At 55.2% G+C, this 22,712-nt stretch carries 25 protein-coding genes and 1 tRNA gene; 15 read left to right on the top strand and 11 right to left on the bottom strand.

Translation table 11 applies throughout. The features are described 5' to 3' along the window. Nucleotides 1-151 precede the first annotated feature (151 nt). From lepA to IPM21_11410, 3 genes are read left to right on the top strand one after another with little or no spacing between them, the layout of a single operon-like run. Nucleotides 152-1,954, top strand: a complete 1,803-nt coding sequence (gene lepA, locus IPM21_11420; protein ID MBK9164493.1) for an elongation factor 4 — start codon at nt 152-154, stop codon at nt 1,952-1,954. A gap of 32 nt (nt 1,955-1,986) precedes the next feature. Beyond that, entirely contained in the window at nt 1,987-2,364 is a 378-nt protein-coding gene (locus IPM21_11415; protein ID MBK9164492.1) for a hypothetical protein, read from the top strand. Beyond that, nucleotides 2,361-2,978 (top strand): DedA family protein, encoded by a 618-nt coding sequence (locus tag IPM21_11410; GenBank protein MBK9164491.1) that lies wholly within the window; start codon nt 2,361-2,363, stop codon nt 2,976-2,978. The genes IPM21_11415 and IPM21_11410 overlap by 4 nt, the downstream gene beginning before the upstream one ends. Nucleotides 2,979-3,025: 47 nt before the next feature. Here IPM21_11410 and IPM21_11405 read toward each other — a convergent pair whose 3' ends face one another. Together IPM21_11405 and IPM21_11400 are read right to left on the bottom strand one after the other, a co-directional pair. Beyond that, entirely contained in the window at nt 3,026-3,664 is a 639-nt protein-coding gene (locus tag IPM21_11405) for an HPF/RaiA family ribosome-associated protein (protein ID MBK9164490.1), read from the bottom strand. A gap of 87 nt (nt 3,665-3,751) precedes the next feature. After that, entirely contained in the window at nt 3,752-4,240 is a 489-nt protein-coding gene (locus IPM21_11400) for a hypothetical protein (GenBank protein ID MBK9164489.1), read from the bottom strand. 164 nt (nt 4,241-4,404) lie between these two features. Here IPM21_11400 and IPM21_11395 point away from each other — a divergent pair, with 164 nt between their 5' ends. Then, nucleotides 4,405-5,820 carry a Glu/Leu/Phe/Val dehydrogenase gene (locus tag IPM21_11395; GenBank protein ID MBK9164488.1) on the top strand — a complete coding sequence of 472 codons (1,416 nt, stop codon included), beginning with the start codon at nt 4,405-4,407 and terminating at the stop codon, nt 5,818-5,820. A gap of 5 nt (nt 5,821-5,825) precedes the next feature. Here IPM21_11395 and IPM21_11390 read toward each other — a convergent pair whose 3' ends face one another. Beyond that, nucleotides 5,826-7,187: a phosphomannomutase/phosphoglucomutase gene (locus IPM21_11390; protein MBK9164487.1), complete on the bottom strand. Its 1,362-nt coding sequence runs from the start codon at nt 7,185-7,187 to the stop codon at nt 5,826-5,828. A 157-nt stretch (nt 7,188-7,344) separates the two neighbouring features. On the opposite strand from IPM21_11390, the gene IPM21_11385 reads away from it, so the two are divergent. Beyond that, the gene (locus tag IPM21_11385; GenBank protein MBK9164486.1) at nt 7,345-8,325 is read left to right on the top strand and encodes a VWA domain-containing protein; all 981 of its coding nucleotides are present in this window, start codon (nt 7,345-7,347) and stop codon (nt 8,323-8,325) included. A gap of 6 nt (nt 8,326-8,331) precedes the next feature. Beyond that, complete coding sequence (locus IPM21_11380) at nt 8,332-9,405, top strand: VWA domain-containing protein (protein ID MBK9164485.1); 1,074 nt, start codon at nt 8,332-8,334, stop codon at nt 9,403-9,405. 80 nt (nt 9,406-9,485) lie between these two features. Here the strand turns inward: IPM21_11380 and IPM21_11375 are convergent, their stop codons facing one another. The 6 genes from IPM21_11375 to IPM21_11350 all read right to left on the bottom strand — a co-directional run bounded on the left by IPM21_11375 (nt 9,486) and on the right by IPM21_11350 (nt 13,676). Next, a complete protein-coding gene (locus IPM21_11375) occupies nt 9,486-10,061 on the bottom strand; it encodes a hypothetical protein (GenBank protein ID MBK9164484.1) in 576 nt (191 codons plus the stop codon). A 41-nt stretch (nt 10,062-10,102) separates the two neighbouring features. After that, complete coding sequence (locus tag IPM21_11370) at nt 10,103-10,612, bottom strand: histidine phosphatase family protein (GenBank protein MBK9164483.1); 510 nt, start codon at nt 10,610-10,612, stop codon at nt 10,103-10,105. A 62-nt stretch (nt 10,613-10,674) separates the two neighbouring features. Further along, nucleotides 10,675-11,811 (bottom strand): carboxypeptidase regulatory-like domain-containing protein, encoded by a 1,137-nt coding sequence (locus IPM21_11365; GenBank protein MBK9164482.1) that lies wholly within the window; start codon nt 11,809-11,811, stop codon nt 10,675-10,677. 234 nt (nt 11,812-12,045) lie between these two features. Further along, nucleotides 12,046-12,121, bottom strand: a tRNA-Ala gene (locus IPM21_11360). 333 nt (nt 12,122-12,454) lie between these two features. Further along, nucleotides 12,455-13,237 carry an enoyl-CoA hydratase/isomerase family protein gene (locus IPM21_11355; GenBank protein MBK9164481.1) on the bottom strand — a complete coding sequence of 261 codons (783 nt, stop codon included), beginning with the start codon at nt 13,235-13,237 and terminating at the stop codon, nt 12,455-12,457. A 61-nt stretch (nt 13,238-13,298) separates the two neighbouring features. Beyond that, a complete protein-coding gene (locus IPM21_11350) occupies nt 13,299-13,676 on the bottom strand; it encodes a PilZ domain-containing protein (GenBank protein ID MBK9164480.1) in 378 nt (125 codons plus the stop codon). Nucleotides 13,677-13,871: 195 nt separating this feature from the next. Between IPM21_11350 and trxB the strand changes: the two genes are divergently transcribed. After that, nucleotides 13,872-14,873 (top strand): thioredoxin-disulfide reductase, encoded by a 1,002-nt coding sequence (gene trxB, locus IPM21_11345; protein MBK9164479.1) that lies wholly within the window; start codon nt 13,872-13,874, stop codon nt 14,871-14,873. A gap of 11 nt (nt 14,874-14,884) precedes the next feature. On the opposite strand, the gene IPM21_11340 is transcribed toward trxB, so the two are convergent. Beyond that, complete coding sequence (locus tag IPM21_11340) at nt 14,885-15,466, bottom strand: lipocalin family protein (GenBank protein MBK9164478.1); 582 nt, start codon at nt 15,464-15,466, stop codon at nt 14,885-14,887. Nucleotides 15,467-15,624: 158 nt separating this feature from the next. Here IPM21_11340 and IPM21_11335 point away from each other — a divergent pair, with 158 nt between their 5' ends. From IPM21_11335 to IPM21_11325, 3 genes are all read left to right on the top strand, one after another. Continuing rightward, nucleotides 15,625-15,927, top strand: coding sequence for a zinc ribbon domain-containing protein (locus tag IPM21_11335; GenBank protein MBK9164477.1), 303 nt, complete (start codon nt 15,625-15,627; stop codon nt 15,925-15,927). 4 nt (nt 15,928-15,931) lie between these two features. After that, the gene (locus IPM21_11330; protein MBK9164476.1) at nt 15,932-16,834 is read left to right on the top strand and encodes a VWA domain-containing protein; all 903 of its coding nucleotides are present in this window, start codon (nt 15,932-15,934) and stop codon (nt 16,832-16,834) included. Between the two features lie 76 nt (nt 16,835-16,910). Further along, nucleotides 16,911-18,143 (top strand): OmpA family protein, encoded by a 1,233-nt coding sequence (locus IPM21_11325; protein MBK9164475.1) that lies wholly within the window; start codon nt 16,911-16,913, stop codon nt 18,141-18,143. A 1-nt stretch (nt 18,144) separates the two neighbouring features. Here IPM21_11325 and IPM21_11320 read toward each other — a convergent pair whose 3' ends face one another. Next, nucleotides 18,145-18,990, bottom strand: coding sequence for a thymidylate synthase (locus IPM21_11320; protein ID MBK9164474.1), 846 nt, complete (start codon nt 18,988-18,990; stop codon nt 18,145-18,147). 96 nt (nt 18,991-19,086) lie between these two features. Between IPM21_11320 and IPM21_11315 the strand changes: the two genes are divergently transcribed. The 5 genes from IPM21_11315 to IPM21_11295 all read left to right on the top strand — a co-directional run bounded on the left by IPM21_11315 (nt 19,087) and on the right by IPM21_11295 (nt 22,711). Next, nucleotides 19,087-19,575: a hypothetical protein gene (locus IPM21_11315; GenBank protein MBK9164473.1), complete on the top strand. Its 489-nt coding sequence runs from the start codon at nt 19,087-19,089 to the stop codon at nt 19,573-19,575. Continuing rightward, on the top strand, nt 19,562-20,050 hold the full coding sequence (locus IPM21_11310) for a hypothetical protein (protein ID MBK9164472.1): 489 nt from the start codon (nt 19,562-19,564) through the stop codon (nt 20,048-20,050). The genes IPM21_11315 and IPM21_11310 overlap by 14 nt, the downstream gene beginning before the upstream one ends. Further along, nucleotides 20,050-21,042, top strand: a complete 993-nt coding sequence (locus IPM21_11305) for a methyltransferase domain-containing protein (protein ID MBK9164471.1) — start codon at nt 20,050-20,052, stop codon at nt 21,040-21,042. Before IPM21_11310 ends, IPM21_11305 begins: the two co-directional genes overlap by 1 nt. A gap of 136 nt (nt 21,043-21,178) precedes the next feature. After that, nucleotides 21,179-21,835 carry a hypothetical protein gene (locus IPM21_11300; protein ID MBK9164470.1) on the top strand — a complete coding sequence of 219 codons (657 nt, stop codon included), beginning with the start codon at nt 21,179-21,181 and terminating at the stop codon, nt 21,833-21,835. Nucleotides 21,836-21,919: 84 nt separating this feature from the next. Further along, a complete protein-coding gene (locus tag IPM21_11295) occupies nt 21,920-22,711 on the top strand; it encodes a class I SAM-dependent methyltransferase (protein MBK9164469.1) in 792 nt (263 codons plus the stop codon). Nucleotide 22,712: the final 1 nt, after the last annotated feature.

The following is a 22,712-nucleotide window of genomic DNA, read 5'->3' as shown; positions in this document are numbered from 1 at the left end:
TATCAGGGACTTTTAAGTATAACAAAAACATAAAGTTAGCACAACGGAATTTTTTGCGGCCGGCAGGAATATTTGCAGTTTTTACGTGCTATCGGCGTAATCGGAATGCACCCGGTTTTGCCATTTGATACACTTTTCGTTTCGGTTTTATATGGAACTCGGCTCTATAAGAAATTTCTCGATAATCGCCCACATCGACCACGGCAAATCGACCTTGGCCGACCGCATTTTGCAGTTGACCGGTGCGGTTTCCGAGCGTGATATGGAGGCGCAACTTCTCGACGACATGGACCTCGAGCGGGAGCGCGGCATCACCATCAAGGCCCACGCCGTCCGGCTCGATTACACGGCTCGCGACGGTAAGCAGTATTTGCTCAACCTGATCGACACGCCGGGCCACGTTGACTTCTCGTATGAGGTTTCGCGGTCGCTTTCGGCCTGCGAAGGCGCTCTGCTGGTCGTCGATGCCTCGCAGGGCGTCGAGGCTCAAACGCTGGCGAACACGTACCTCGCGATCCAGAACGATCTTGAGCTTATCCCCGTACTCAACAAGATCGATCTGCCCTCGGCCGAACCCGACCGCATAAAGGAACAGATCGAGAACATTATCGGGCTCGATGCAAGCGAGGCTGTTCTTACCTCAGCAAAAACAGGCGTCGGGGTCGACGAGGTTCTAGAGGCAATAATTGCGAAGATCCCGCCTCCGAAAGGCGACCGAAACGCACCGCTCAAGGCACTGATCTTCGATAGCTGGTACGACAGCTATCGAGGCGTTATCGTGCTTTTTCGCATAATTGACGGGACGATAAAGAAGGGGACGAAGATCAAGTTTTTCAATACCGGCCGCGAGTATTTGGTCGAGATGGTCGGTGTAAACCGGCCGAAAGCGACGCCGATCGGCGAGCTCGGACCCGGCGAGGTTGGCTTCCTTACGGCATCGATCAAAACGGTCGCGGACGTACAGATCGGCGATACGATAACCGAATCCGCACGCCCGGTCGATACGCCGTTTCCGGGGTTTCAGGAAGTAAAGCCGATGGTCTTTGCCGGGCTTTACCCGACGGATTCCGTCCAGTACGAAGACCTCCGCGATGCAATGGAGAAGCTCCGGCTCAACGACGCCTCGTTCTTCTTCGAGCCCGAATCTTCGACCGCACTCGGCTTTGGCTTTCGGTGCGGATTTCTCGGCCTGCTGCACATGGAGATCATCCAGGAGCGGCTCGAGCGTGAGTTCAACCTCGATCTGATCACTACGGCTCCGGGCGTACGCTACCGCGTGACGACGACCGACGGCGCGGTCGCCGAGATCGATTCGCCCGCGAAGATGCCCGAAACGGGCCGCATTTCGAAGATCGAAGAACCGTTCATCGAGGCGACGATCCTGACGAACGACGAATTTCTCGGCGGCATTCTCCCGCTGCTCGACGAAAAACGCGGCATCCAGATCAAGTTTGAATACGTAACGTCCAACCGCGTGATGCTCGTTTATGAGCTTCCGCTCAATGAGATCGTGCTTGATTTTTACGACCGTTTGAAGTCAGTCTCAAAGGGCTACGCGTCGCTCGATTACCATCTGTCCGGCTATCAGGAATCGAAGCTGGTGAAGCTCGACATTCTGGTCTCGGGCGAACCGGTCGATGCCCTTTCCGTAATTCTTCACACGGAAACCGCCGCCGCGAAAGGCCGCCTGCTGGCGTCGAAGATGAAGGAACTAATCCCGAGGCAGATGTTTGAGGTCGCGATCCAAGCCGCCATCGGCAACAAGGTGATCGCCCGCGAGACCGTAAAAGCCATGGGCAAAAACGTCATCGCCAAATGCTACGGCGGCGACATCTCGCGCAAACGCAAGCTGCTCGAAAAGCAAAAAGAAGGCAAAAAGCGAATGAAAAAAGTCGGCCGAGTTGAGATCCCGCAAGAGGCCTTCCTAGCAGTTCTAAAGGTCAACGAGAGCTGAGCGGCAGCGTGCGAGCTTTCGAGATCATTCCAATGATCGGGCGTTTCTTACAAAGACTAAAACATTTACGCCGCTGGCAGTGGCTTGTGCTGGCGGCGTTCGTTTTTGCCGCAGCGTTCACGACTTTCTACGCCTATCGCACTTATCAACGTGCGGCCTTCTGGAGCGAACATCGCGACGATCCGATCAGCGGCTGGATGCGGGTCGGATTTGTCGCAAACTCGTATGACGTCCCGCTTCCCGTCCTCAACCGCGCGATCGGCCTTCCGCCTGAGGCTCTCGACCCGCGGCCGCTCAGCAAGATCGCCAGTGATGAGGGCCGCCCATTCGACGAGCTCAAGGCCGACCTTGAAAAGGCGATCGGGGATTTTCGCTCGAAAACCCCACCTCCACCTGGAGATGGCCGGTGACCGACCAACTCCTCGCATGGTTCGTGTTGTATGGACTTCCGGTGTGCTTCATTATTCTTGGAGCGTCGTCCTTCGGCATACCAATGCCGGTCAAATTGCTGATGCTCGTTGTCGGTGCACTTGTCCAACAAGGCGAACTGGAATTCTGGCAAGCAATGCTCGTCGGGAGCTCCGGTGCCATTGCGGGCGATCAGATCGGCTATTTCGTTGGACATTTCGGCGGGCGAACCGTGATCGAAAAGATAACACTGCGGTTCGGAGGCGAAAAGATCCTGGCCAGGGCCGAGCGGTTTCAGGACCGGTGGGGAATCAGCGCGATATTTTTCAGCCGCTGGCTGATCACACCGATAGGGCCCTGGCTCAATCTGATAAGCGGCTCCACCCGTTATTCGTGGATCTGGTTCACCACTGTCGGAGCATTGGGCGAAACACTTTGGGTGTTCCTTTATGTCCTTTTGGGGATGTATTTCGCCGACCGTATTCAGGCAACCGCCGACTTTCTCACAAGCCTCGGATGGGTGATCTTCGGCCTATTCGCTTTGTCCGTTCTTGGGTGGAAGGTGTTTCAGTTTTTCCGCAATGGAAAAGGCCATCTGACTGAAACGTCTGCATGATCGCTCCGCAGAATGGCATTTATTTTGCTTTCGAAGTTTTTTGACGGCTACGCCTCGGGGTCCCATTCGGTGCCGGGGACGCGGCCGAGGAGTTGCAGGGTTCGGCCTTCGCCTTCGTAGAATGCCCGGATAAGCCAGCCGAGCCCGTCGCCGGAACGTTTGGCCCATTGCTGATCGTAAAAATAGTACTCGTCGTCCTTTGCCCGGATCTCGCCCTTGCCGTAGGTTTTCTCGGCCCATTTCCTGAGGTCAAAGGCCTTATCGAACGAGATATACATTGAGTAAACGACCGCCTCCGCCGGAATATCAGAGATCTTTAGCCGCTTTACGGTTGCCTCGTATTCGTCCCCGTTTTCCCCTTTCTTTTTGACCGTTTCTTCCGTATGGATCGCCTCAAGCTGCTCGGGCGTCAGCCCATGGACCCGTACGCGGAGGCCCGTGACGCTGCCTTTGGCAAAGGGGATCACCAACTCGAGATAGCTGTAGCGATAGTCCGACTCCGCCTTCGCGAGATCGATCGCTTTAGCGAAGTCTTTAAGCGGCATGCCCAAATAGACCTTGCCAAGTTCGGCCGGGATAAAGGCCTTTTGGGACGCATAGGTGTATGCGGGCTTCGACTGGCCAATGGCGGCACCAGCGGCCGCGAGCAGACCGATAGTTGCGAGGATATAGTTTATCTTTTTCATTGAGCGATCATGGGGTAAAGATCGAAATTCGATTCTCCAAAATACTACCCCAAGATCGCCAACCTGCAAAGAAAGCTGATCGCCCGGTTACTCCGTTTCGCGACGATAGCAGGTTTCGCCCTGACCGTCCGAAAGACACATCTGCTCCTTGCCGTATTCGTCCTCCGAAATGCGAAATTCAAATGACTTCCGCGTCGGTGTTTTTGTCTGTTGGCGGTTGCCGCTTGCCGCACACGAGTTGGTGTTTTTCCAGAGGTCCTTTGTCGGCGCGAGTTCGATCTGGTTGCCGGTTACTGTATATCGGCCGGAAATCTGGTTAAAGAGCGTCGTTGTACAGTTGTACATCGTCGTCTCCATATAGCCGATGAATTCGTAGGTTCCGTTAGGGTTGAATTTGTAGGTGAAAAGGCTGCCGCGGCCGGGCTTGGTCGAGCCCGTAACCCGATCCTTGTATTGAACCGAGCCGACACTGCCGTTCTTCCAATAACCCGCGACCGCCGACCGCTGCCCGAACGCCGACTGTACGCAAACCAAGACCACTGCCAAAACAATTGCGCGAACAAAAATTGAGAACATAAATGCACTCCTATAAAGACAAGATCGGACGAAACTTCGTCACCCAGTTTCTCAACGCGGAAACGGCAACATTTTCTTATCAATTACCGACTCATATTCGCCTTATCAATAAAGCTGTGCTTAAATACGTTTCCTAAACCGTTCTCGGAAAAGGAGAAATTGCGATGAGTTCAGATCAGGGAAAGAGTTTTCTTTCGAGTGTAGATCATTATTTTGACAAGGCCGCGGCACTGACCCACCATCCAAAGGGTCTGCTCGAGCAGATCAGAACTTGTAACAGCGTCTATTCATTCAAGTTCCCCATTCGCACTGCGGACGGCTATCAGGTGATCGAGGCGTGGCGGGCACAGCATAGCCACCATAAGCTTCCGGTCAAGGGCGGCATTCGCTATTCGGATGACGCAAATGAAGAAGAAGTGGTGGCGCTCGCGACGCTGATGACCTATAAATGCGCCATCGTTGATGTGCCATTCGGGGGGGCGAAAGGTGCTGTCAAGATCAATGCAAAAAACTTCGACGCCGATCAGCTCCAGCGGATAACGCGCCGCTACACGGCCGAGCTCATCAAAAAGAACTTCATCGGCCCGGCACTCGATGTGCCGGCTCCTGACTACGGAACGGGTGCCCGCGAAATGGCTTGGATCGCGGACACTTATCAGGCCTTTCACCCGGAACAGATCGACGCGCTTGGCTGCGTCACCGGAAAATCGGTCGGGCAGGGCGGCATCCGCGGCCGCACGGAAGCGACCGGACTAGGCGTCTATTACGGAACGCGTGAGATCTGTGATAGCGCCGAGCAAATGAAAGAACTCGGGCTCACCCGCGGGATCGAGGGAAAGAAAGTGGTCGTTCAAGGCCTTGGAAATGTCGGCTACCACGCGGCCAAGTTCTTCACCGAGGGCGGTGCGATCCTTGTCGGAGTCGCCGAATACGACGGAGCTATCCACAAACCGGACGGAATCGATCTTGCGAAGTTGATCGCCCATCGGAAAGAGACCGGTTCGATAGTGAATTTTCCGGGTGCAGCCAACCTGCCCACACGCGAAGCCGGGCTTGAGGTCGAATGCGACATTCTGATCCCGGCCGCTCTCGAGAACCAGATAACCTCGGCAAACGCCGGCAATATCAAGGCTAAGATCATCGTTGAGGCGGCGAACGGCCCGATCACATCTGATGCCGAACCGATCCTTCATCAAAAGGGTATCCTCGTCGTCCCGGACGTTTACATCAATGCCGGCGGCGTTACGGTCTCTTATTTTGAATGGCTGAAGAATCTCTCGCGTGTCCGGTTCGGCAGGATCGAAAAGCGATTTGAGCAGGGAGCCTTTGACCGAATTCTTTCATTGGTCGAAAAAGAAACCGGCCACACACTGAGCGTTGAGGAAAAAAGCATGGCTTCCCGCGGCGCCGATGAGGCCGACCTCGTCTATTCGGGACTTGAGGAGACGATGATCACGGCTTATCACCAGCTTCGCGAAACGGCCATCCAGTACGAAATAACCGATCTTCGCACCGCCGCATTTGTAAACGCCATTGATAAGATCGCCGTCAGCTACGCCGAACTCGGCATATTCCCTTAAAAGCATTAAGCGGAGGTCGCTGCGATAAGTGCGGCGACCTTCGCCTCGACCTCATCGCGGATCTCGTCAAGATGATCTTCCGTATTTGCCTCAAACCGCAAAACAAGCATCGGCTGCGTATTTGAGGCTCGAACAAGGCCCCATCCGTGCTCAAACAAAATTCTTGCCCCGTCAATTGTAATTACTTCGTGGGTACGAGCGAACGCATCCGAGACCCGTTCGACGACCTTGAACTTCGTTTCGTCAGGGCAATCAACCCTGAGTTCGGGCGTTGAATGTGTTTCGGGTAGATCGGCCAGCAAACTCGAGAACGGTTCGGAGGTTTTCGAAAGTATCTCGAGCACCCGAGCACCCGCATAAGTTGCGTCATCGAAACCAAAATAGCGATCGGCGAAGAAAATGTGGCCGCTCATCTCGCCGGCAAGGGCGGCTTCCGTCTCTTTCATTTTTGCCTTGATCAGCGAATGGCCGGCCTTCCACATTATCTTGCGACCGCCGTGCTTTTCAATGTCGTCGTAGAGCCTTTGTGAGCACTTTACCTCGCCGATGATCGTCGCACCGGGCCGTTCGCGAAGCACCGCCCGAGCAAAGAGGACCATCAACTCGTCGCCCCAGATGATCCGGCCCTTTTCATCAACAACGCCGATGCGGTCGCCGTCGCCGTCAAAAGCGATGCCAAGATCCGCCTCAAATTCCGTAACTGCGTGGATAAGGTGCTCCAGATTTTCCTCGACCGTTGGGTCCGGATGATGGTTCGGGAACGTCGAATCCGGCTTTGTGAAAAGCTCGATCAGATCGACACCGAGCACCTGATAGACGGGCACCGCGGTCACGCCGCCCATACCGTTTCCGGCATCGACAACGACCTTGAGCCGCCGATCGCCCATCTTTACGTTTGAGACGACGTCAAGGCAATATGCATTGAGGACATTGCGTTCTTCAACGGTTCCAACGCCTTCGGCAAAGTCCGCAGCTAACGCGATGTCCCGTATCTCGCGGATCTGCTCGCCAAAGAGCGTTCCCTTGCCAAGGCAGATCTTGAAGCCATTGTGGTCGGCCGGATTGTGCGAGCCCGTGATCATCACGCCGCCGTCAACATCCGCTGTGTAAACGGTGTGGTAGAGCACCGGCGTCGGCACCATGCCGATACTGACGACGTCGCAACCCGAGGCGTTCAGCGCTCGGTACATTATCTCCGCAAAAATGGGCGAACTCTCGCGGGCGTCGTAACCGACGGCGATCCGCTTTGCCCCGTTTGCGGCAAAAAAGGTTCCGAGTGCCCGTGAGATGGTGGCGACGGTCTCTTCATTCAGTTGCGGGCCGACCCGGCCGCGGATGTCGTATTCACGAAAGATGTTTAGGTCCATTGCTCTTGAAATATAAGCGCGGACTTCCCGTCCGCTTCCAATCTAATACTAGATGAAATGCCCTGCCGATGCTCGTTTTGCTATACTGGAGTTTACCTAAGGGCAACAAATACGTCACCTACGGCATCATCATATCTTGAGATTTGAGACTGTAATTATGAAAAGGTTCGCGATCTCCTTTTTTGCGTTTTCGTTAATCGCTGTGTTTCTGGCCGCAACGTCCATGGCCCAGAACCCTTCGCCGACCCCGCCGCCCGATGATCCGGACGCGGTAAAGATCTTCGAGGTTCGTCTGCCGGTAACGGTAACGCGGAAGAAGAACGAGCTGGTTTCGGGTCTCACCAAGGGCGACTTTATCGTGCTTGAGGACGGTGTTGAGCAAGAGGTCACGTTTTTCAGCGATGAACGGACCAATCCGCCGGTCTTCGTCGGCGTTTTGATGGACACGTCGCCTTCGACCGCCGGTAAGCTCACGTTTTCAAAGGAAGCGGCAAAGAATTTCCTCTATACGGTCACACGGCTCCGCAAGGATCAAGCGGCGTTCATGACCTTTGATAACGAGATAACGCTGCATCAGGACTTTACCGATAAGCTCGACCTCCTTGATCGTTCGGTCGAGAAGATCAAGAAAACGGGCTCGCAGACCGCTCTTTACGATGCTGTTTGGGAATTTTCCGATCAAAAGCTCCGCAGTGCTCCCGGACGCCGCGTCATTGTCATCATCTCGGACGGCGACGACACCTTCAGCCGAGCCGTTCTCGCCGATGCGATCGACATTGCCCAGCGAACCGAGACGACCATTTTTGCCATCTCTACAAAGGCAGGTTTTCTTGGAACAGTTCCGGGCGTTGAGGCCGGACAGATCAAAGACGCGGGAGACAAGAACCTCGTCGAGCTTTGCGAGAAAACGGGCGGGCAGGCGTTCTTCACGGGAAATATGCTGGAGCTCGAGCGGGCATTTAAGCGTATTTCGGAAGAACTTCGTGGTCAGTATATCCTGACCTATCGCCCGGCAAATCAGAACTACGACGGCCGCGAGCGCAATATTGAGGTCCGTTTCCGTGACCGGGCAAAGACGAAGGACTATAAGATACGTACCAAGTCTAGCTATCGTGCCATCCGCGACAACCTGAGGTGATATTTAATGAGCAGTTTTTCATTCAAGTCTTTTCGATCGAACCTGATCTTCGGCACGTTGTTCGTGCTGCTCTTCGGGTGTGTTCTTCTCGGGCAGGCATCGGCGCAGGTAGTGCCATCGCCAACCCCGCCGCCGATCGAGGACGAGGATGAACCGCTCCGCATCAACGTTGAGACGGTCAATGTGCTTTTCACCGCACAGGACCGCAACCGCCGGCTTGTTCTCACGCTCCGGCCGGAAGACATTCAGATATTTGAGAACGGCCAGTTGCAGGACATTGCCGGCTTTTCAAAGCAGATAGATCTTCCGCTCAGCCTCGCGATTCTTATTGACGTCAGCATCTCGCAGGAGCGGACGCTCCCTGAACTGAAGCTTGCCGCTACGTCGTTTCTCGATTCGGTGATCCGCCCGGTTAAGGACGAAGTTGCCGTGATCAGCTTTACCGGCGAATCAACGCTCGAGCAAGGAATGACGAGCAATATGACCCGCGTCCGAAGGGCTATCGAGAATATTCGTTTTACGCCTCCGGCGGGCTATATCGGCGGCCGCGTTGCGGCTCGAATTCCCGGCACGCCGCCGATATCCGGCCGCAACCAACAGGTGCAGGGGTCGACGGCGATCTGGGATTCCGTATGGGTCACATCTGAAGAGATCCTTGGGCCCGCTCCCGAGCGGACACGCCGGGCGATCATCCTTCTTTCGGATGGTGTGAATACATTCGGGCAGAAGAAGCTTGACGATGCCGTTCAGGCTGCTCAGCGTTCGGAAGCGGTCATCTACTCGATCGGGATCGGCGATAATTTCTACGACGGCGTGGATAAGGGCTCGCTCCGCCGTGTTTCCGAGCGGACCGGCGGCCGTGCGTATTTCCCCCGCGATGAGCGCGAGCTTCGCGAAGCGTTTGCACAGATCCAGGAAGAGATGCGGTCGCAGTATCTGGTCGCCTATGAGCCGACGGACACTCGGCTTGATGGCTCCTACCGCACTATCGAGGTCAAGATCGTCAACCCTGAGCTTCAAAAGCAGAAGGTCGAACTGACCCACCGAAAGGGCTACTTCGCAAAGAAAGAAAAGCAGTAGTAGCTTACGAAGCTAAAAAGAGCCTCGTATTGACCTGAACGTCGACACGAGGCTTTCGGTTTTAAGAGATGTTAGCCGGATCAATCTTTCCAACCCCATGGGGCCGGCGGTGCCTCAATGGGCTTTGTCAGGTCGAACTTTACGCTAAACAGCCGGTCCGTGCCGACCCGCCGAAGATTGTAAGTATAGGATTCGCCCGGTACCAGATCGATCCACCAAACATTCGTCGCGGCCGCGGCGATGACCTTTACCGTCTCGTCGTCGGCCGGAAACATCTGCCGCGTCGTCATCCCGACGTTCGTCGTCCACCCGCCGTACATCGTCACCTCGTCAGGTTTTCCGTCCTTGTGGCGATGGTCGTGCTTGAGCAGGATGCGGCCTTTATTTCGCGTGAGCACCCATGTTCGTGAAAGGTCGTCGCCGACAACGAACGGAATGCGGATGCGGTCCTTTTGGCAGGAGCGGACGTGCATCACCATCGCTTTGTCCTTGAACATCTCGCTGCCGGTCGTGTCGGTCACGACAGTTCCGGCGTATGCTTTCCCGCAAAGTTGTTCAAGGTTTTTCCAAAAGACCTCATTCGGTTGCTCGGTTTGCGCGGCCGCAGTGCCGGTGACTATCGCGACGGCGATAAGTGCGGTAATGAGTAGTTTCATCCTATTTCCTTTATCAAGAGTAAGGAGAGCGATCGTGAGCTTTAGTAGTCGAGTAGTACGACCTTTGTGACCTTGCCGTTCTTCAAGCGGATAAGCCAGATCACAGTGTATTCGCTTTCGTCCAGATTGCGGAAGACCGCTTTTTTCGTGATCGCATTGGCAAGGCCGGGGATCGTGTTCGAGTGCCCGGCGATGACGACACGTTTCGTCTTGCCCGCAAGGATCTTTTCGATCAGCTCGTTCGGCTTCCGCGGGTCGTAAAGCTCGACCTGCTTTTCTCGTTTCGCTGCGAGCGGCGAGACCGTGTCGCGTGTCCGCTTGTAGTCGGTCGAGTAGAATGCGCCCGGACGGTATTTGCCGATCACGCGTGTGAAGCGCTGCGCACGCTCAAGACCGGCTGCGTTAAGCGGCGGATCGTTCGGGTCCGCGTTTTCCGAAATGTCTTTTTCCGCGTGGCGGACCAGGATAATGAGCTTGCTTTGTGCCGGCACGGCGGCGGACGCTGCGGTAACAAGGATCGCCGCCGCAACGAAGAGTAATATTGCTTTCATGATAAGAAATGCCGGACGGCCATTGGACACCGCCCGGCTTTTGGAATCATTACCTACCGCGCTTAGCGTGTCAACACAAGCACAATATCGCTGATCTCCTCGGTGACATCGACAAGTAGGGACTGCGGGCTGGATCCCTTGCGGCGTGCCGTTAGCACGTGCGTCCCGATCTGCACACCTTCGAAGCGGAAATAGCCGAACGGATTCGTCATCGCAACACGTGTCTCGCCGGTCTTAATGTCGACAAGCTCCACATTCGTCATTCCGGCCGAACGCATATCATCGTAAACGACACGGCCAATAACATCGACCGGCGAAGAACTTGGCCCTAGCGTTGCTATCGTGACCGTACCGGTGTTTGAGGTCGCCCCGGCAGCGTCCTTTACGGTGTAGGTGATGGAGAACGTTGTAGTAAAACCCGCGCCGGGCGTGAACGTAAGCACGCCGCCAGCAATGACAAAATCCCCTTCAGGCACGGACAGCGTAGCTTCCTCCGCCGAGGAAGTGATCACGAGATCGACTCGCGAACTATTGATCGCGGACGTTCCGGCGATGTCGTTGGCAAGAATGTTAACTGAAACGGGTGTCATTCCAGACGCAAAGAGAATGTCGTCAATGGCGGTCGGCGGCGTTGAACCCGGGATCAGGGCATTGCATTGGCTCGATGCCACGCCCTGGCCCGTGCCTATCGTCGAACGCGAAGCATTCGAAACCTGTATGTTGTCAAGGATCACGCGCGAATTGCCTCCGCTGCCGGTTCCGACAAATCGGATCCGGAAGACGCCCGTGACGTTCAAGGCGATACTTGCGTTCTGAACTGCCGCATTAGAATAATCGAAGCTGTAGATCTCGGTAGGGTTGTTGAGCGAGTTCGCGGTGTTATCGGCTGCGCTGTAAAGTTCTACCCTCAGGTTCCGAGTACCGTTCGCCGCACTCAGCCGATGGTCGAACGAGAGTACCGAGGCGGCTCCAACAGCTATGAATGGAATCTGATAGATGGCCGGGTTGGCCGGGTTGCTCAGTTGCGAACTTCGGGCCGAAATGTTCGTAATTGCATTGGTCGTCGAGGTCGAAAAGGACGCCGAGGCGTAGCAGTCATTTGTCCGGAGAGGTACGGAAGCGTCCTCGAAATCCTGTATCACCTGAGCCGATCCCGAAATGGTAAGGAAGCAAAATAGTAAGGCCGAAAAGATTTTCATGGTATTGAGGAAACGCGGGACACGAACGGAAAGCTCACCGTTCGAGCTTATGACGTCAAATACACTATCGGAACAATATCCGAGAGCGTTTGGCGAGTAAGGTTCAAAGTGGGATGTAACGTGGAAAGGTCGTAGGAAGACTCCTCAAAGAATGTATCAGAAATGAAAACACCGGTCAATGAACTTTCACCCGGCAACAAAAAGCGGACGCCCGAAGACGTCCGCGACCGATCTTGGTGGAGTCGAGGGGGATCGAACCCCTGACCTCATGAATGCCATTCATGCGCTCTCCCAGCTGAGCTACGACCCCAAATTTCTGCCCCGAAAGGTAAATTCTGAATCTACCGAAATTGCCGCGGTGCGTCAAGGGCAGCAATAGTTAGTGGCGAGTGGAAAGTGACGAGTGACGAGTCGGAAGATGTGGGTGGCGATGAACGGAATATTCGCGATGACCGATTCAACACAGTGACGAGTGACCAGTGATCAGGGTCGCGTCGGAAGATGTGGGTGGTCAATAACCAGTGACAAGAAAAGAGTGAAAAGAGACGAGACAAAAGTTGTAAGAAGTAAATGGTAAAAGTAACGTCACTATTCACCATTCACCATTCACCATTCCCTATCCACTCGTCACTCGTCACTAAAACTACTTTCCCTTGAACTCCGGCTTTCGTTTCTCGAGAAACGCCGAGACGCCTTCCTGCTTGTCCTCGGTCGAGAAAACGATGGCGAAAAGGTCGACCTCTCGCCGCAGCCCTTCGTCAAGGTTCGAGCGCGAGGCAAACTTGACCGCTTCTTTGCAAAGCTGCAATGCGATCGGCGCCTTTGCCGCGATCTTTTCGGCGAGTTCCATCGTCTTCGCCTCGAGTTCCGCGAGCGGAAAAACGTGATTGACCAGCCCAAAGCGATGAGCTGTTTCGGCGTCGATCATATCGCCCGTAAGTACGATCTCCATCGCACGGCCCTCGCCGATAAGGCGGGTGAGCCGCTGAGTCCCGCCGCCGCCGGGCATAATGCCTAGGTTGATCTCTGGCTGCGAAAACTTTGCATTTTCGCTCGCTACGCGAAGGTCGCAGGCGAGAGCGAGTTCATTTCCGCCGCCGAGGCAAAAACCATTGATCATCGCGATAACCGGTTTCGGGAAAAGATCTATCTGGTTGAAAAGCGTGCGTTCGTAAAAGACGGCTCGCTGCGTTACCGGCGTCTTGCCCTCAAATTCGCTGATGTCCGCACCGGCGATAAACGACTTTTCGCCGGCTCCGGTTATCACGACCACGCGGACGTTTTCATCCCGGCGAAACTCATCAAGAGCGGCAATGCCCTCCGCGTGAACCTCGCTTGAAAGCGAATTCAGCTTTTCCGGCCGGTTGATTGTCAGCACGGCAACGTGGCCGCGGTGCTCTACTTTTATCGAATTATAGTTGCTCATAAAATATTAACGACAGGCACTTCTCCGCCTGCCGAACCTTTGCTTCCGATCGATTCTTAACCTATTCCCCGACGCCTTCCGCAACGTTGTCGTCCGCGATCCATGCAACGAAGAGCCGCAACCAGCTTTCCTGGTGTTCTGTGATCGAGACGCCAACGCGGTTCGACCCATAGCTCGCCGGAGTGACCCTTACGACCTTCGCTTTTACCTCGACCGGAACTCCGTCCGGCCTGTGCGAGCGGAGATACAAGCTGTCGCCGTTCTCGATATCCTGATTGAGTTGAAAAAGAGCTCCGAGCGTTGAAATGTCATCCGTTTCCGTCGGCTCGCTCCACGCAGCTCCGTCCTCCGTACGCCCCGAAACAACGACCGGCAAGCGAAGTGCCATCCGAAGTGCAAATCGCCTGTCTTCAAACTTGGGCTGACTGGTTGGTAACATGTGTCTTAGGGCAAAGTGAACGGATGTATTCGGCCTTTGCCGAAGCCGCCGGACGGAATAAGAACCCCGATTCTCGGGATTGATCAAAGGTACGTTGCGGCCCTTACGTTCGACTAACCAAATACTCGATAGTTATACTATAAAGGTCGAACCTATATCAAATAATTATTGAACTTGGCACGACACATAAAACAAATGGAACCAAACAGGATTCACAAGAAGGTCGTCATTCTCGGCTCCGGACCCGCAGGGCTTACGGCGGCGATCTACGCCTCACGCGCTCAACTTGACCCACTTGTCATCGATGGGCCCCAGCCCGGCGGCCAATTGACGATAACCACTGACGTGGAAAACTACCCCGGATTTGCCGACGGCATCATGGGCCCGGCGCTGATGGACGAATTTCGCAAACAGGCCGAGCGCTTCGGGACTGAGATCATCAACGTCTGGATCGACAGCGTCGACTTCTCAAAGCGGCCGTTCACTCTTTCCGGAAAGGCCAGTCAGGAGGCCGAGGAAATAACGACCGTCATCGAGGCTGAATCGCTGATCATCGCGACCGGAGCCTCGGCAAAGTGGCTCGGTATCCCGGGCGAAGATCCGGTGCCAAATGGCTTTGGCGGCAACGGCGTCTCGGCCTGCGCGACCTGCGATGGGTTCTTTTTCCGCGGAAAGCCGATCGTCGTGGTCGGCGGCGGCGATACCGCGATGGAAGAGGCGATGTTCCTGACAAGGTTTGCTTCGAACGTTACGGTCATTCACCGCCGCGACGAGTTCCGGGCTTCGAAGATAATGGCCGAGCGTGTACTCAACCACGAGAAGATCAACGTTCTCTGGAATACCGAGGTCAAAGAGATCTTTGGCACCAAGGAAACGGGAGTCGAGAAGATCAAGCTCTTCCACAGCGAGACCAACGAAACCTACGACTTTGCGACGCAGGGCGTCTTTATCGCCATCGGCCATAAACCGAATACTGATCTTTTTAAGGGCGTGCTCGAGATGGACGAGACCGGATATCTCAAGACCGAGGGCCGGACGATGAAAACAAATATCCCGGGCGTATTTGCTTGCGGCGACGCCCAGGATTCTTACTATCGGCAAGCGATCACCGCCGCCGGAACCGGCTGCATGGCCGCCATCGATGCCGAACGCTTTCTTGCCGACCACGAAAGCGAGGCCGGAGCGGCCGCGAGCTAGGCTTTTTCAAACTACGGTCTGTTCAAAACACCGCCGGGGATGGTTTCAACCTTCTGCGGCGTTCTTTCTACTCTCCCGGGATTAAAGCCCATTGCCTCGGCCTTTCGTAGAATCTGCTGAAAGGTCGCATCGTCCATTTCGGGTTCGCGGGCGAGTATCCAAAAATAATCTCGTTTCGGTTCGCCGATGACGGCATACGAATAATCGGGAGCCAGGTCGATGACCCAGTAATTCGCCCAAACGAAAGGCAAGAATGAAAGATAGCCGGGCGCGAATCTCACCTTGAGCTTCGAGTTCGTTTTTTTGTCGGCAATCTTCGCCTCGCCCTTCGCGGCCTCCATGGTGCCGTCGCTCTTCAGGCACTCATTTAGCACCTCAAGCCGGCCGTTCTGCTTTCGCGAGTAGGTCGCCGTCGTATTGCCTACACACTGCTTCTGAAATTTGTTCGGATACTTCGCGATCTCATACCATTTGCCCAAATATCGGTCGAGCTCAACCGTAGGAACGGCCTCGACCTTCGGCTGAACACCCTGGGCAAAAGCAGCCGCTGTCGCCGCAATGACCAAAAGAAAACCCATAAATAAATGCTTCATCATTATCTCCTTGCACAGCGGTTCGTATTGCCGAACCGCTTCCCACTTGTCGGTTTCGAAGTTAGAATACCAGTAGATGCGTCGCGGTTGTAAAGAATTGTGAACAATGCCCGAACGCGATGTTAAATTGAGCGATAGGAATGTTGAAATAAAGCTTTATGCCGATATACGAATACCGCTGCCGCGAATGTGGGCAGCACATTGAAAAACGACAAAGTGTTACCGAAGAGCCGTTGAAAACGTGCGAGGCATGTGGCGGCTCGCTTGAGAAGCAATGGTCGCTCTCGGGGTTTCAGTTCAAGGGCGAAGGCTGGTACGTTACCGATTATTCTAAGAAGTCGGGCGGCCCGGAAAAGCCGGCGGGCGAGAAAAGTTCAGCTTCGGAATCAACCTCCGGGACCGAAACTGCATCAAAGCCAAAAAGCGAAAGCGTGGCCACGACCGGCCCGACAAAGGATTGACTCGATGAAATTCGCCAAAAGATCTCTGCTTATCACGGCACTTGCGGCTTTGCTCGCAAGCCTGGCCGTCGGCCAATCGCGTCATAGCGTACGCGGCGGAGATCTGGAGGGCGTGATCGTCAACGTAACCGCTTGGCGAACGGATGACAAAAAGGAACCGATAACGGCCGAGGGCTTTTACCTTTACGAAAACGGCGTTGAACAGCGGATCCGTAACTTTTCTTACGACCCCTCGCCGGCAAGGATCGTCCTCCTGGTCGATAACTCGCAAACTGTTCCTGCCGAGATCGAAAAGCTGCAGAAGGCAGTAATGGAATTCGCCTACGAGATCTTCGATGGCGACCAGCTTTTCGTTGTCGGCTATGACGAAAAGCCGGAGATCATTCAGGAATGGACCGATAGTGCTGAGAAGCTTGAGGCCTCGGTCAAGACGTTTCGCAAGCAGGGCAACCCGAATCTCTTCGACGCAATGAGCGCGACCGTCCGCGAGGTCCTGCTTCCGCTGATGCCGGGCTCGCGGAAGACCGTCGTGGTCGTAATCGGCGACGGGCTCGACCGAGGAAGCAAGATCTCGTTTGAGGAAATGTTCGCCGAGGTCCAGTCGCAGAACATTACGGTTTACGCACTTCAGGTGCCCGACCGGACGGGCGGAGCCTACCGCGGCGGCAAACCGAAAGCCGGAGCGGTCATTAGCCAGCTTACTGAGGGTACCGGCGGGCTCGCTTTCCCGCTTGACGAAGCCCAGCAGGCCGCCAAATTCATCTGCGATGAGCTCCGTAAAAATCGCTATCTTCTCTCATACATTCCCGTAAACACCACCTCTTTCGATAATCGCCGCCTGCTTGTGCTCGCAAATGAGGGCATTGCCATCCGAGCCAAGAACGCCCAGCCGCCGACCCTCAAATAGATTTGCGTGAGCGGCAGCTTCTTCGTATATTGTGTTACAATCTGGCTAGTCAAAGTTTGACCTTTGCCGTCCGACCGTGAGCGATTCTAACGACAAAACGGGCCCGCCGCCCGATGATTTTTCAGAGACCGTGCCTAACATAAAGGTGCCGGGCGGGAGTGGTGCGTCCGGTGGTGGCGGGGAAGATTGGAACAAGACGAACTACAACTATCCCAAACAGCCAACGGCCGACGAATGGGGAAAGACCGTCGCAAACATCAAGCCGATCGACATCGATAACGATGACTATGGCAAGACGATGTATCCCGGCGCCCGCAAGGCTCAGGAGGTCGATTGGGGCGCTACACAGGCGAACGTTCGTGTACCCGACACAGACTTTGGCGGCGGAAAAGGTTCTGACGAAGGCTACGGCAAAACGACGCCGTACTTCCAGCTTCCCGACGATCTAAGGCAAAAATACGAGCAGGTCCCGCCAACCCCCGGCGAGGTGGCCGCCGAAGAGCAGGCAGCTGCAAAAGCTCAGGGCGGCGTTCCCGGATGGGTTTGGGCTGCCGCAGGCCTGCTTGCGATGTTCATGTTTGCCGTTGTTGTCCTGACCGGGGTACTTCTTTGGAACTACGCGGGCACCAACTACGATGCGGTTGTCCGCAATCCGCCGATCGGCTCGGACATCTTCGTTGACGGCGTGCTTTGGGGCGTCGAACAACCCGACGGGTCACGCCTGCTTCAAAACCTGAGGTCTGGTGGTGACCGAACGATAACCATCGTTCATCCCGCATTTGAATGCGAACCCGGAACCGTTAATTCGAGCAAGCGAGAGGTTGTCGCTCGTTGCCGCCAGGCGGCTGTTAAGCCCGGTGAAGATTGCTCGCGCATCGGGCTCGGCGAAGAGGACAAGGCCGAACGGTGTTACAACGCTGCATTGGATGCCTTGCCCGATCCGTTTACGGCAGATCAGCTCAAGGACGCGTTAAATATACTTATAATCAACTTTGACAGTGGTAAGTTCGACATTCCGGCAAAGCGGATGGAGGCACTTAAGAAAGGTGCCGGATTTATTCAAAAGCTACCGCCTACGGTGGTGCTTGAGGTCGGCGGCCACACCGATAGCGTCGGCAGCGACGCCTCGAACCAAACACTCTCGGAGAACCGTGCAAAGGCCGTGAAAGATGCCCTCGTCACTTTCGGCGTCCGCCCCGAAGCTTTGCAAACAAAGGGTTACGGCCCCTCACGCCCGAAAACGACCAACGACACCGACCTCGGCAAGTTCTACAACCGCCGGATCGAATACTCGGTCGTCCGGCAATAGCTCAAACCGCCACCGGTGCCGCGATCTTGCCGTGCGACTGGTAGCCGGCGAGTTTCAGATTCTCGTACTTAAAGTTAAGCAAACCTTCGAGGCCCTTAAGCCCTTCAGCATTTACTATCTCAAGCTTCGGAAGCGCAAGCGGTTCACGCGAAAGCAGTTCCTCGACCTGTTCGAGGTGGTTTGAATAAATGTGCAGATCGCCGAAGGTGTGGATAAACTCGCCGACCTCAAGCCCGCAGACGTGGGCGACGAGGTGCGTCATCAATGCGTAGCTTGAGATATTGAACGGCACGCCCAAGAAGGCATCGGCCGAACGCTGGTATAGCTGGCAATGCAGCGTTTTCCCGCCGTCGATCTTGAACTGGAACAGTGTGTGACACGGCGGCAAAGCGACGTCATCGCATGTTTCCGGGTTCCAGCCCGTCACGATCAGCCGCCGCGAGTTCGGGTTCGATTCGATCTCGCGGACCAGCCTCGCGATCTGATCCACGCCGTTCTGTCGGGGATAATCTCCGCCAAATGATCGCCACAAATATCCATACACCGGCCCGAGGTCGCCCTCTTCCCTGCCAAACCTCGCTGTCTGTTCCGCGGTCGCCCATTCCTGCCAGATATCAATGCCGCGGGCCCGTAGATCGGCCTCATCGGTCGAACCGCTCAGGAACCAGAAAAGCTCCTCCGCCACCCAACGAAACGGCACCCGCTTGGTCGTCACGATCGGAAATCCCGTACGCAGATCGAACCGAGTTTGATAACCAAACGCCGAGATGGTACCGACGCCGGTCCGGTCTTCGTGCTTCGTCCCGTGCGCTAAAACGTGCCTCAACAAATCGTGATATTGTTGCATTTAGTGAATAGTAAATCGTAAATAGTAAATAGTAAAAAGCATCCCGGTCGTCCTGCGATTTACTATTCACGATTCACGATTTACCATTTACTCACGATGCTTGAAGTAAGTTTCAACAGCCCGCAGTGCGGATGGATGTCGATCGGGTTTTCTGATGGCGTGAACGAATTTCACACGACAACCGCCCATGCACCGCACGAGACGGCCCTGCCCGATCTGATGCGGATCCTGACGGCCCTTGCTTCCAGTGGCGGAAACCCGACCGGTAGGGAGGGTGCCGATTCAAGCGAGCACATTTTGAAATGGAATCGCGACCCCGAAGAATTCGATTTTCATTTCGTTCGAAACGGCGATGAACTGACCATCGAGATCTATCAATACCCGACCGACGAGCGCGACTCGGCCGAGCGCGAGCTGGTCTATTCGCACACCGGCCCGCTTCGGGATGCGATCAACGCCTTTGCCGAAACATTCGACCAACTCTACGAAGACCGCGACACCGACGAATTCGAGTTCAACTGGCGACAGCCGTTTCCCGACACCGAATTTTCTAGATTTAAGGATGTAGTTGGTGCAAGAGGATAACGATAAAAGCTTAGCTAAGGAATTGTCGGATGGAATCAGCGTTCTTGCGACTACCGAGATTGCCACACCGGAGGAAGCAATCCTGGAACTCGTTTCGCGAGGGCATTCACGCCTGCGTGCCGAAAAGCTATATCTTTTCATTGAAACCGCCTTTGGCAGAGTTTTGATCCAACGTCTCGCCAACGTCATTTTCGGGGATACGTATATTGTCGAGTCTGCAGAGGGAAAAGAGATAGAATCTAGATTTGCAGATGATGAGTATTACGAGCATGCAATTAATTTGGCGTACAATTTCGTCGAAAACTCAAAGCAAGAAAGGGCAAGAGAAATTGTTTATGCAATAGGGGCTCGTAGCGCGGAACTTTCGGCATTCACTAAGGCGCGGGAAAGCGGAGAGGATCTCGAGGGTAGTGTGTTTGCTCCGATTCGGTGGGAATCTGGATTACCCGCGTCAGCTTGGGAAAGTTTTAGTTAATGAAAGAAAAATTACTAGACCTTCTGGCCTGCCCGACTTGTGGCGGCGACATTTTGCTGGCGTATGCCAGCACCTATGAAGGCAAAGAAATAATCGAAGGCGTTCTGACCTGCAAGAAATGCGACCGCGAGTATAAGGTCGTCCGCGGCGTGCCGCGCTTTGCGGACCTTGGAAAGATCGAGGCGGACAAAGCGGAAACGGCCGAAAATTTCGGCTGGCAGTGGACGCATTTTACGCAGGAAGACCCGAAGTATAACGAGCAGTTCCTCGGTTGGCTGCAGCCGGTAAAGCCCGAATTTTTCGAGGGCAAGATAGTGCTCGAGGGCGGCTGCGGCAAGGGGCGGCATACAAAGCTCGCCGCACAGTGGGGAGCGAAGGAGGTCGTCGGCATCGACCTCGGCGACGGCGTGGAATCGGCTTTCGCCCTGACCCGCGACCTGCCGAACGCCCACATCATTCAGTGCGACATCTTTAAGCTGCCGCTCAAGCGGGCATTCGATTACGCCTTCAGCGTCGGCGTTTTGCACCACACACCGGACCCGAAGAAGGCATTCCTTTCGCTTGCTTCGAGGGTGCAGAAAGGCGGGCATATCTCGGCTTGGGTCTATGGTGCCGAGAACAATGAGTGGATAACGAAGTACGTCAACCCCATCCGCGAGAGCTTTACCTCAAAGATGAGCCAGCCCGTGCTTTATCAGCTTTCAAAGCTCCCGACGCTCTCGCTCTTTATGGCGACCAAGCTCGTCTATCGCCCCGCAAATATCGCAGCGAAACCGGTCGCCAAAAAGCTCTTTTATAACGACTATCTAAACCACCTCGGCACCTTCGGCTGGCGCGAGCAGCACAACATCGTCTTCGACCACTTGGTCGCCCCAACGGCGTTCTACATCTCGAAAGAGGAATTTGAGGACTGGTGGAAGGACATCAAGGCAGAGGACGTAGAAATAATCTGGCACAACAGCAATAGCTGGTGCGGCTTCGGGCGATTATGAACCTGATTACCTGAGGGAAATCTAACAGGATCAACAGGATGATCAGGATACGACTGAGGGCCCAGGGCCAAAACATCCCATTTATCGTGTACATCATGTTAAAAGATGCCTCATCTGTGAGGGCGCCAACGGTTTTATGAAGTTCGACAACGGCATTGACAGGAAATACCGCAGATCGGTCGAGGAAGCTCTCGGAGTGATAGTCGAGCGCGGAACGGACGAGCAAAAGGTGATCGTCCGCCACATTCTCGGCTCGGAGATGACGGTTCGGGTGAAGCCGGTCGCAGAGATCAATGCCTCGGGCATCACCGGACTGATCGACCCCGGTGAGACAAACGATAAGATAGCTGACGGCCGCATCGGGCTTCGCGAGGCCTTTGGCGAGGTATATATCGCCATCGCCGAAGAGACGATCGATACGGGCGGCCAACGCGGCTGCGAGGGGACGTTCGTCCACGAGGGCCGCCATGCATACGACTTTGCCCGGACGATCGAAAGCTTCTCCAAGGCTGACGTCAACCCGCTCTCCGTCTTTGACCCGACGCTTTATGAGCTCGAGCTTGAGGCTCACCGGACCTCGGGCGAGTATATGCTCTGCATCGACAAGGACGAATACCTCCACGAAGGCATGCACCTGATGATCCTTGGCCGCAAGGACACGGCAGGCCCTTGTTTCCTTGACCTTGAGGGCATCCACCGCCGCCTCAGCGAAAGCTACGGCCTCTCGCCCGAAGGCAACCAAGGCCCGCGCGCCAGCGAACTATTGGGCCTCAGGCAGAAACCCGACTGGTAAGGAGGGTGCCCTGAAAACGACCGAACATGGACGGGCACGCACGCTACTGCTCGCGTCTCCTCCATTTGTGGCATAATTCTTTTTATGAGCACCGCACTTCCGCAGGAAATGCAGCAGCATACCTACGCGATAATGGATCGTGTAGAGGATAGCCATTGGTGGTTCGTCGGGCGGCGGGCGATCTTAGAGAGTTTTTTGAGAACCATCGTTGCGAATCGCTTGAGCACTCTCGTTACGCTCGATGCGGACAAGAGTGTCCGCGCTCCACTCAGAATTCTTGATGTTGGCTGCGGGACCGGTGCAAATCTGGAGATGCTCTCGCAATTCGGCTCGGCCGAGGGTGTTGATGTCTCGGACGAAGCTCTCGAATTCTGCCGCCGCAAGGGCTTGGCCGTTCAAAAAGGCCTTGCTGAGAAGCTACCCTATGCGGACGAGACCTTTGATATCACGACGGCCCTGGACGTCGTTGAACACCTCGACGACGATATCGCGGGCCTCAAAGAGATGCATCGCGTTACGAAAACGGGCGGCTATTCGCTGATCTTCGTGCCGGCATTTATGTGGCTCTGGGGCGTGCAGGACGACATCTCGCACCACCGTATCCGTTACACCCGTAAGCAGATCGTCGAGCGGCTCGAAAAAGCCGGCTACACGGTCGAGCGGGCGACCTACGCGAACTTTACCTTCTTTGCCCCGATCCTCGGCGGGCGAACGCTGATGAAGCTGACCGGCATCAAGCCTGAATCGGAGAACAATATCAACGTCTCGGCACTCAACGGCCTCTTCGGCAAGATCTTCTCTGCCGAACGGCACATTCTCAAGAACCTCGACTTCCCCTTCGGTGTCTCCATCGTCATCGTCGCCCGCAAGCAATAGT

The organism is Acidobacteriota bacterium, assembly GCA_016716435.1.
Taxonomy (GTDB): Bacteria; Acidobacteriota; Blastocatellia; order Pyrinomonadales; family Pyrinomonadaceae; genus OLB17.
The sequence above is the reverse complement of the archived record's forward strand: the minus strand, read 5'-3'. Positions and strand labels throughout refer to the sequence as shown.